The organism is Thermodesulfovibrionales bacterium, from assembly GCA_026417875.1.
Lineage (GTDB): Bacteria > Nitrospirota > Thermodesulfovibrionia > Thermodesulfovibrionales > CALJEL01 > CALJEL01.
This window is the reverse complement of sequence record JAOACK010000068.1, coordinates 1-9187: the sequence shown is the minus strand read 5'-3', so window position 1 is coordinate 9187 and position 9187 is coordinate 1. Positions and strand designations below refer to the sequence as shown.

Sequence of the window (9187 nt, the reverse complement as noted above, 5' to 3'; positions counted from 1 at the left end):
TGTGTGAGATGACCTGCTATTGGGGTGCCATAAGTAGAGTGGAAAAACCTGATGGAAGATATGAATATGTGGTAGATGACAACAAATGCATTGCCTGTGGATTCTGCGTAGGAATTTGTCCATGTGGTGTATGGGAGATGGTAGAGAATGTGTGAACACTGACAAATAACTTGATTGCCTTCTACCCTTTTTAGAATTTTGGCTAATAATTTTGAATTATTAGCCAAAATTTTTATTTTTTAGCTAATAATTGTGTTATAACAGCCAAATGAAAGATAATGATATCCTACAAATTCTTGAATACTGGAATTTTTGGAGTAAGGAATTAGATTCAGATATTAAGCGAGAATTCTATTTAAAAAGTTAAAAAGTTTAGTCCAGGACGGTTTTTGTGCTGTAATCACAGGACCAAGGAGAGCTGGTAAGACTTATATAATGAGACAATTTGCCAGAAGCTTGATGAGTAATGGCACTTATGCAAATTCTATTATGATGGTAAACTTAGAAGACCCGCGTTTTACTGAACTTAATCCACAAATGCTTGAAAGACTCTATCAAACTTATATTGAATATCTCAAGCCAAAAGGCAAGGTTTATCTCTTACTTGATGAAATTCAGGAAGTGGAGGACTGGGAAAAATGGGTTCTGAAAATACTTGAGCTAAAAAAGGCATATGTGATAATATCAGGCTCAAATGCAAAACTCCTTGGTAAAGAACTCTCCACACTTCTTACAGGAAGACATCTTGACCTAAATGTAATGCCTCTATCCTTTGAAGAGTTTCTTAAATTTAAATCCTTTGAGGAACTCAATGAGTTGAAGCTAAGAGCGTTATTCAGAGAATACATTGAATTTGGAGGCTTTCCAGAAGTTGTATTGAACTCAAATAAGAGAGAGATTCTTCTTTCATACATTAGTGATATTCTTGAAAAAGATCTCATAAAAAGGCATAAGATAAGAAAATCTGGAAAAAATAAGGTCACTTCTTAGATTCTATCTGACTAATTTTTCCGCAATGGTTACAAATACATCTATTAGCAAATTTTTAGAGATTAGCAAGGATACGGTTGACAAATTTTCAAGATATCTGGAAGACTGCTTTTTACTGTCTTTTGTTAAAAGATTTTCATATAAAGTAAAGGAAATAGAAAAATCGCCAAGAAAGGTTTATTCAATTGATACAGCTCTTTCCAATGTTATGGGGCTTTCTTTTAGTGAAAACATTGGTAGACATACGGAAAATCTTGTATATCTTCATCTGCTTGGACAAAAGTTATTAATACCAGAAATGGAGATATTTTACTTCAAAGAACCGCGAAAAGGGGAGATAGATTTTGTAATAAAGGCAGGTAAAGATATTCTAAGTCATATTCAGGTTTGCTGGGATATTTCTGATCCCAATACAAAAAAAGAGAAATAAGAGCTCTGCTTAAGGTTTCAGAGATTATAAACTGTTCAAAGCTCTTTATGATAACAAAGGATATAGAAGTTAAAGAGACTATTAACGGAAAGATTCTTAAATTTATACCGATATTTAAATTTTTCCAGTCTAATTATTTAAATTATCTTCTATCCAACTCCTCATAAATACTGTTAAACTCTTCAAGGGCGGATTCAAGGTTTTCTAAAATCTCCCTTGCAATTACATCAGGAGAAGGAAGGTTTTCTGAGTCTTCAAGGCTTTCATCTTTAAGCCAGAATATATCAAGGCTTACTTTATCCCTTTGAATCAACTCTTCATAGGTGAATGCCCTAAATCGTTCTGTTTCCTCTCTATTCCTTCTATTTTCAGGATTATAGCATCTTATAAAGTCTTCAAGATGTTCATATCTTAGGGGATTTGTCTTAAGTGTAAAATGCATATTAGTTCTCAGGTCATAAATCCATAATTTCTCTGTCCAGGGTTTTTCGCTGGCAGGTTTTCTATCAAAGAAAAGGACATTTGCCTTTACTCCCTGAGCGTAGAATATGCCTGTAGGAAGTCTCAAAAGTGTATGGACATCGCATTCAGCAAGCAACTTTCTTCTGATTGTCTCTCCAGCGCCTCCTTCAAAAAGCACATTGTCAGGCACAACTATGGCAACCTTGCCATTAATCTTTGTAATAGTTTTTACATGTTGTAAAAAATTCAATTGTTTGTTTGATGTGGTTGCCCAGAAGTCCTGTCTTTCATAGGTGAGGGATTCCCTGTCAGCCTTACCCTCTCCATTTACTATGGTAATACTGCTTTTCTTCCCAAAAGGAGGATTTGTAAGAATAATGTCAAAACGCTCTCCTGTATCAGATATAAGCGAATCACCAGTAGAGATAGGGCTTTCCTCTCCACCTATGCCATGCAGATAGAGATTCATCACACAGAGCCTTACAACACTGTCAACAATGTCTTTTCCTGAAAAGGTATTGTATTTCAGAAATCTCTTCTGTTCTTTGTCCAGTCTGTATTTTGTTGAGATATACTCATGAGCAGCAAGCAAAAAGCCACCGGTTCCACAGGCAGGGTCATGGATTGTCTGCCCTGGCTCAGGTTTTATGCATTCTACAATTGCTTTAATGAGGGGTCTTGGAGTAAAGTACTGTCCTGCGCCACCCTTTACATCCTCTGCATTTTTCTGAAGCAATCCCTCGTATATCTCACCTTTTACATCAATATCAAGCCCTGTCCATGTCTCATTATTAATAAGTTCAATGAGTCTTTTAAGTTTTGCTGGGTCTTGAATCTTATTCTGAGCCTTTCTAAATATCACACCGAGCATACCCTTTTCTTTTCCCAGATTTTCAAGGATATGACGATAGTGAACCTCAAGACTGTCTCCATCCTTCTCAATGAGACTCTGCCAATCAAGACCCTTCGGAATGATTGATGGCTTGTTAAAAGGCGGTCTTGCCTGCTCATCAGCCATCTTGAGAAATAGTAAATAAGTAAGCTGTTCTACATAATCTCCATAGCTAACGCCATCGTCTCTAAGAACATGGCAGTAGTTCCAAATCCTCTGTACTATGGTTGATGACTCATTGGGCATATAATCTCCTAAGTCAACTTTTCTATTTCTTTCTTGGTTATCCCCGCCTGTTTTAATATTTCAAGAAGTGTACCCTTTGGCAGATCCTTTTTATGATATGGTATAACTACCATCTTCCTTGTTTCAGGATGTCGGTATATCCGATGACTTCCCTTTATTCTCTCAAGTATATAGCCTTTTTTCTCAAGAATATTAATGACTTCTTGAGGAGTTAGTGAGGGTAGCTTAGGCATTGGCTTCTATAGCCACAGTAGTTTCAAATATACTATCTTCTATAGGTATCTCTTCACCGTGTGAAGCAAGAGTTTCTATATAAAGTTCAATTGCCTCTTTTGCCATCTTAACTGCTTCCTCTATTGTCTCACCATAAGTAATACAACCCGGTAATGATGGAACTGTGACTGTGTAACCACCTTCGGGCTCTTTTCTGAGAAAAATTCTATAGTTTAAAACCCTCATGTTTCACCTCCTCGTTTTTTATATTATATCAGAAGGGTTAACCTCTATTTATTTTTTTCCTTCTTCTGTTTTATCCTCTCCAATAATTTCTCTGCAGGTTCGTCATTGGGGTCTTGAGGCACGAGCTTACCCTCAAAGGCTCTCTTTAAAATGCTCTGCCTAAGCCTGTCAGCCTGCTTGAGGCTCTGGTCAACAACCCTTTCAATCTGCTCAATCACAGAAAACCTCCGCTCAATTTCTGAAACAATCTGATGCTGTTCAGGAAGAGGAGGGAGGGGGATATAGATTTGTTGCATATAACTCACTGGAACTCTCAACTGTCCTGCTGAGCCAGTCATATGCCTTTGAGCATCTTTTCTAAAATCTTCTCGGATAAAAAAGAAAAACAAAAATTTGTTTAAAAGCAACTTGCCCACCCTAACTACATGAAATTCGGTAGAACCAAAGCCTATACTATTTCTTAAATTATATGCAATTGCAACTTTACCATTTTCCATACATGGTGTAATTTTTGCAAAAAGCACGTCACCATCAACAAAAGAGGTATATCCTTTTTTAACCTCAGACAATTTTTTAATATTGGTTAGATCAAGATGTCCTGTTAATTCTTTAACGCATTTCATTGGCAAAAAAGTAACTTCTATATCATCAGAAATATCATCTCCATTAAATTTGGGATTAATCTCTGCAACTTCCCCCAATCTCACCCATCTCCATCCCTCTGGTAGATGGGGAAGGTCATTGTTAGCCTCTTTTTCTTTGTCATTCTGAGCGAAGCGAAGAATCTCTTCATTTAAATTGGCTTTTTTTCTCTCATTCTCTTTCAATGATTTGCTATTATTCCGCCATTCTTCTGTTAACTTACCATTAAAGGCATATTTTAAAACTGCTTGACGATAACGCATTATTAGCGTTTTTGCCTTCTTTAAAGCCTCCACACCTGCATCCAACCTCGTAAACAACTCCTCAATCTTTGCAACAATTCTCTTTTGCTCTGATAAAGGAGGGAGAGGGATTGGAATTTGTCTTAACTTAGAGGCATTAACATTAGGAATAGCAATACCAAGACTCTTTTCCGAAATAGACTGCCAATAAGAAGGACTTTTTAAAAAATATGCCAAAAATTGTTCGTTTATTAATGGCTTAAAACGAATAAGATAAGAAGCAAAAATAGCCTTTTTTGGATTTTTAATAAGGTGGCTAAAACCGACTGAACCAGCCCTTGAAATAACAATATCTCCGTCTCTCAATATATATTTTTCTATGTCTGGCGGTTCTACTTTACAAAACGGAACAGAATCCCATTCAATAGTTTCTGAGGTAATATCTGAAGTTCGCAATAGATGGAGTTTTCCTCGTTTACTCGCACTTGTAGTCCATCCATATTGAGGTTCTAAACATACTTCCCCCAATTTCACTAAAACCCAGCCTTGAGGAAGAGGCTTATTATTGGTAATAACCTCAGATTTACTATCTTCTCTTTGAAAAGATTCAAAAAGCGGCATTGAACTTTTAGGAGCCTTTATATTTCTTTTTGTCTTCACTCTAATCAATAAAAAATAAAGCCTTTTATTCCTTGAGATTTTTATCAAATATAAAATTCATATTAAGAATTCCCTTATCTTCATCTCTATCTTGAATTCTATCAATCATGAAATCATCGGAAAATTTATCAAGACTGGCTATCAGAGAATCCCAAGAACTTTGAGCTGGAATGAGTATTAAATTATTGCCATACTTTTTTATAAAAACATGTTCTCCTTTTAATCTGAATTCTTTCGGGAGCTTCACAGCCTGACTCTGCCCATTCTTAAAAAGCTTTGATTTTTTCATACTTACCTCCATAATGATATATACTAAAAATATATACTACATTTCACTTATTTTCAAGAATATGATTTTTAAATAACCATTTCATTCAACTAATACCAAATTTAATTCTTCCAAAATCTCATTTGACTCCATGCCAAATAGATTATGAAATCGCATTATTCCACCTTTTTCATAAAAGGGTGCATATTCAAAATCCTCTATCTCTACTGAGCATGATGTGGCAATATGGTCTTTTATCATGATAAGCCATTCAAGTTGCTCTGGTGTAAAGATCTTCCCAGATAATTCCTGTATTCTAAGCCAATCCTGAAATTTTTCCTCAACAATCTCAGAAAAGGATGTAAGAACATCGGTTATGCCGAGTGTAAATCGGAGCAGAGATATTATGTCTGTAAGAAGTCTCTGTGGTCCTGCCTTTCTGACCTTTGATTTTTCAAGCTGTTCATAAGCCTGCCATATTAGGTCAGTTGTCAGATAATAAGGTGGTTTCTGGATTGCCTCGGCAAGCCTTTTTATTTCTTCATAGGTTATGTGGCGTCTTCCGTATGGCTTTTTGTATATGAGTTCAATGGCTGTGAGTTCATCTTTGTTATCTTCAATGAATCTCTTGAATGTATCTATTATTGTCCTTGCCTTTTCTTTTGCTGTTTCATCAAATCCTGCAAGGATGACTCTGTCTTTGCTAATTGTATCAATTATCTGTTCATTCCTCTTTTTTATCGTTATGAGTATTTCTCTAAAGTCAGGGTTATCAAAGGGTTTGCATGCCTCGTTAATCAGATGCTCTGATGCTTTCTTTATCTCTTCTTGAGATGGATTTTCCGTATTAAAGCTCTCTTTTGCCTTTTCAAAGCTTTTGTCAGGGTCCATAGCATCCAGTAACCTGTTTATAATCTCTCTTAGAGGCTTTCCATCTGCTGCCTTTTCAATCTCCCTTCTGTCCTTTTCATTAAGTTCTCTATCAAGCTTACTTAATCTGGCTACCAACGAACTCAAGGTATCTTCATCTCTATTGCCAAGAGCAACTGAATGAATGAGCTTATCAAAGGGAACGCTTCTTTTTCTTTCAAGGGGATGGGAGTCTGTCTTATCATTTTCACATACACCAACTGCATCCACAATAATAAAATGCGTTTTATGAATAGCATCTGGTGTGACAGCCTGAAGATCGTCTGGAGAGATAACCCTCGTGCCCCTGCCCTTCATCTGCTCAAAATATACTCTGGATTTTACATCCCTCATAAAAATTAGGCATTCAAGTGGTCTTATGTCTGTCCCTGTAGAAATCATGTCAACTGTTACAGCAATTCTTGGATTATAAGAGTTTCTGAAACTTGCTATCAGGTCTTCGGGTTTTTCTCCTGTTGTGCGGTATGTAATCTTTTTGCAGAACTCATTCCCCTTTCCAAACTCCTCCCTTACAATATGGACAATGTCCTCTGCATGTGAGTCATCCTTTGCAAAGATTAGAGTTTTAGGAACTTCGGTCCTTCCCGGGAATAGTTCTGTAAATAGTTTCTCTTTAAATGTCTTTATTATTGTCCTTATCTGGTCTGGTGCAACAATTTCTTTGTCTAATTGTGAAGGAGCATATTCAAGGTCTTCATCAATCTGCTCCCACCTGAGCTGTCTTGAGAGTTTATCCCTTTTGTCAACATAAAAGCCTGCTTCAATCTTACTTCCCCTTTCTGTAATCTCTGTTTTTATGCGATATACCTCATATCCAACATTTACTCCATCTGCAACTGCCCTTTCATGGCTGTATTCCATTACAAGATTCTGGTTGAAAAAGCCCAGTGTCTGCTTTGAGGGTGTGGCAGTAAGTCCTATGATATATGCATCAAAATACTCAAGAACCTGCCGCCATATATGATAGATTGACCTGTGGCATTCATCTGTAACAATAAAATCAAAGGTTTCTATAGGTATCTGAGGATTATAAGATACCTCCTTAGGCTCTATCTGAGGTGGATATAACTCAAATCCTGATACTTCCTCAAGTTCAGTAGAAAATTCAGGTTCTCCCTTGAGCATTGAGTAAAGTCTCTGTATGGTTGTAATGCATACACGACTTACGGGGTCAAGGGTATTTGAGGTAAGGTGCTGGATGTTATAGAGTTCTGTAAATTTTCTGCCATCATCAGGAGTTATATATTGTTGAAACTCGTTCCTTGTCTGTCTTCCAAGATTGCTTCTGTCAACAAGAAAAAGGACTCTTCTTGCCTTTGCAAACTTTATTAGCCTGTAAATGAAGCTAACAGCAGTAAAAGTCTTTCCCCCACCAGATGCCATCTGTATCAATGCCCTTGGTCTGTCCTCTGAAAGCGACCTTTCAAGGTTTTTGATTGCTTCAATCTGGCAGTCCCTTAATCCATGAGGAATAAGAGGAGGCATTTTCTTAAGCTTACTTCGCAGAGTCTCCTCCTCATTAAACCATTCAAGCAATGTCTTGGGCTGGTGAAAAGCAAAAACCTTTCTTGAACGGGGATCTGGGTCTTTGAGATTTCTGAAAAATGTCTCTATACCAGTGCTTTCATAGGCAAAGGGAAGTGTTTCTGATATAGTAGGAAGATTATCAGGTAAGTTGGTGGCGTATTTTTCTGTCTGCTCAGCAATTCCGCTTAAGGTTGTACCCTCTGGTTTTGCCTCAATCACTCCCACTGGAACTCTGTTTACAAAAAGTAAATAGTCAGCAATACCTGACTTTAAAGGAAATTCTCGGACAGCAACACCTAAGGAAATACCAAGGTTTATTCTCTGATAGTCTTGAACAACCCAGCCAGCCTTTTCAAGGAGGCTATCAATTCTTTTTCTCGCTTCTTGTTCTGGCGTCATGGGACTTACTTATTTTATATGAAAATTATAATAAAAACATATAGTTGGCTATTTCATGTTTTTTAGTAAATTTTTTTTCGATAAAATTAATGTAACTTGAGTATTTAAAGTGTATAATTTAATTATAGATTTCAAACTTTGGAGGCAAAAATGAATGAGAGAAAATTTACAAGAAGGGAGATTTTAAAGGCTGCTGGGGCTGGTGCTGCTTTGGTTTTGGCTCAAAAATATGGAGTATTTTCAATTGCTTGGGCTGACCCTCAGAAGAAAACTCTTAAAATGGTGGTTGTTGACTACTCTAAATGTACAGGTTGTAGAGTCTGTGAAGCAGTATGTTCTTCTTATAATAATCCTGTAATCATTAATGGAGAAAGACTTTCCGGACTTGGAAATCCCACTCATTCAAGAATTCGTATCCATAGTTTTAATCCTGACGTAGATATTCCCAATGTCTGTGCCATGTGTCCTGATGCACCCTGTGTAAATGCCTGTCCTGTTAACCCAGAGCCCAAAACAGGAAGGAAAGCCATATACAGAGATGATAAAACCTTAACCATTCAAACAGATTTAGAAAGATGTATTTCCTGTGGTAGCTGTGCCAAAGCCTGTGCAGAAAAAAGAACTGCAGTATTAGAGCTTGACCCTAAAACCGGTAAACCCCGTGCAGTGTGCAATCTCTGTGGAGGAGACCCTCAATGTGTAAAACAATGTCCCTTTGATGCTTTATCAATGGTAGAGGTAAACACAAATAGAAGATTTTATGGACAGTCTCCTCAAAAAATAGCCAAAACTTTGTCTAAACAATGGTATGGAGTAGCTGATTTAGGAGGTGTAAAATGAGTAAAATTGGCGGATACTATGGAAGGATACTTTATATAAACCTCACAAATGGAAAGATTGAAAAAAGAGAAATTGCAGAAGAAGACCTTGCTAAATTCGTTGGTGGAAGAGGTGTTGGAGTAAAAATACTCTGGGATCACCTAAAAAAGCCAGGAGTTGACCCATTCGCCGATGAAAATCCGCTCATATTTATGACAGGT

The 9187-nt window shown here is 36.9% G+C and carries 11 protein-coding genes; 5 read left to right on the top strand and 6 right to left on the bottom strand.

Going from position 1 to position 9187, the window contains the following annotated elements; genetic code table 11:
- Nucleotides 1-8: 8 nt before the first annotated feature.
- From N2257_09710 to N2257_09700, 3 genes are all read left to right on the top strand, one after another.
- Nucleotides 9-155, top strand: coding sequence for a 4Fe-4S binding protein (locus N2257_09710; GenBank protein MCX7794660.1), 147 nt, complete (start codon nucleotides 9-11; stop codon nucleotides 153-155).
- A gap of 244 nt (nucleotides 156-399) precedes the next feature.
- Nucleotides 400-990 (top strand): ATP-binding protein, encoded by a 591-nt coding sequence (locus N2257_09705; protein MCX7794659.1) that lies wholly within the window; start codon nucleotides 400-402, stop codon nucleotides 988-990.
- A gap of 25 nt (nucleotides 991-1015) precedes the next feature.
- A complete protein-coding gene (locus N2257_09700) occupies nucleotides 1016-1420 on the top strand; it encodes a DUF4143 domain-containing protein (protein ID MCX7794658.1) in 405 nt (134 codons plus the stop codon).
- A 142-nt stretch (nucleotides 1421-1562) separates the two neighbouring features.
- Here N2257_09700 and N2257_09695 read toward each other — a convergent pair whose 3' ends face one another.
- The 6 genes from N2257_09695 to N2257_09670 form a co-directional block, all read right to left on the bottom strand.
- Nucleotides 1563-3020 (bottom strand): type I restriction-modification system subunit M, encoded by a 1458-nt coding sequence (locus N2257_09695; GenBank protein MCX7794657.1) that lies wholly within the window; start codon nucleotides 3018-3020, stop codon nucleotides 1563-1565.
- Between the two features lie 8 nt (nucleotides 3021-3028).
- Entirely contained in the window at nucleotides 3029-3253 is a 225-nt protein-coding gene (locus N2257_09690) for a type II toxin-antitoxin system HicA family toxin (GenBank protein MCX7794656.1), read from the bottom strand.
- Entirely contained in the window at nucleotides 3246-3479 is a 234-nt protein-coding gene (locus N2257_09685; protein ID MCX7794655.1) for a type II toxin-antitoxin system HicB family antitoxin, read from the bottom strand. The genes N2257_09690 and N2257_09685 overlap by 8 nt, the downstream gene beginning before the upstream one ends.
- A 44-nt stretch (nucleotides 3480-3523) precedes the next feature.
- A complete protein-coding gene (locus N2257_09680; GenBank protein ID MCX7794654.1) occupies nucleotides 3524-5023 on the bottom strand; it encodes a restriction endonuclease subunit S in 1500 nt (499 codons plus the stop codon).
- Nucleotides 5024-5048: 25 nt separating this feature from the next.
- Nucleotides 5049-5312, bottom strand: coding sequence for an antitoxin (locus N2257_09675; protein ID MCX7794653.1), 264 nt, complete (start codon nucleotides 5310-5312; stop codon nucleotides 5049-5051).
- Between the two features lie 81 nt (nucleotides 5313-5393).
- The gene (locus N2257_09670) at nucleotides 5394-8147 is read right to left on the bottom strand and encodes a DEAD/DEAH box helicase family protein (protein ID MCX7794652.1); all 2754 of its coding nucleotides are present in this window, start codon (nucleotides 8145-8147) and stop codon (nucleotides 5394-5396) included.
- A 150-nt stretch (nucleotides 8148-8297) separates the two neighbouring features.
- Here N2257_09670 and N2257_09665 point away from each other — a divergent pair, with 150 nt between their 5' ends.
- A complete protein-coding gene (locus tag N2257_09665; protein ID MCX7794651.1) occupies nucleotides 8298-8987 on the top strand; it encodes a 4Fe-4S dicluster domain-containing protein in 690 nt (229 codons plus the stop codon).
- Nucleotides 8984-9187: aldehyde:ferredoxin oxidoreductase (locus N2257_09660; GenBank protein MCX7794650.1), on the top strand; the 204-nt coding region annotated here is incomplete at its 3' end. The genes N2257_09665 and N2257_09660, both read left to right, overlap by 4 nt.

Bases quoted from the DNA above. Each gene is read 5' to 3' on its own strand.
- N2257_09675 (MCX7794653.1), bottom strand. From the start codon at position 5,312: ATGAAAAAATCAAAGCTTTTTAAGAATGGGCAGAGTCAGGCTGTGAAG.
- N2257_09670 (MCX7794652.1), bottom strand. From the start codon at position 8,147: ATGACGCCAGAACAAGAAGCGAGAAAAAGAATTGATAGCCTCCTTGAA.
- N2257_09700 (MCX7794658.1), top strand. From the start codon at position 1,016: ATGGTTACAAATACATCTATTAGCAAATTTTTAGAGATTAGCAAGGAT.
- N2257_09710 (MCX7794660.1), top strand. From the start codon at position 9: ATGACCTGCTATTGGGGTGCCATAAGTAGAGTGGAAAAACCTGATGGA.
- N2257_09685 (MCX7794655.1), bottom strand. From the start codon at position 3,479: ATGAGGGTTTTAAACTATAGAATTTTTCTCAGAAAAGAGCCCGAAGGT.
- N2257_09665 (MCX7794651.1), top strand. From the start codon at position 8,298: ATGAATGAGAGAAAATTTACAAGAAGGGAGATTTTAAAGGCTGCTGGG.
- N2257_09695 (MCX7794657.1), bottom strand. From the start codon at position 3,020: ATGCCCAATGAGTCATCAACCATAGTACAGAGGATTTGGAACTACTGC.
- N2257_09690 (MCX7794656.1), bottom strand. From the start codon at position 3,253: ATGCCTAAGCTACCCTCACTAACTCCTCAAGAAGTCATTAATATTCTT.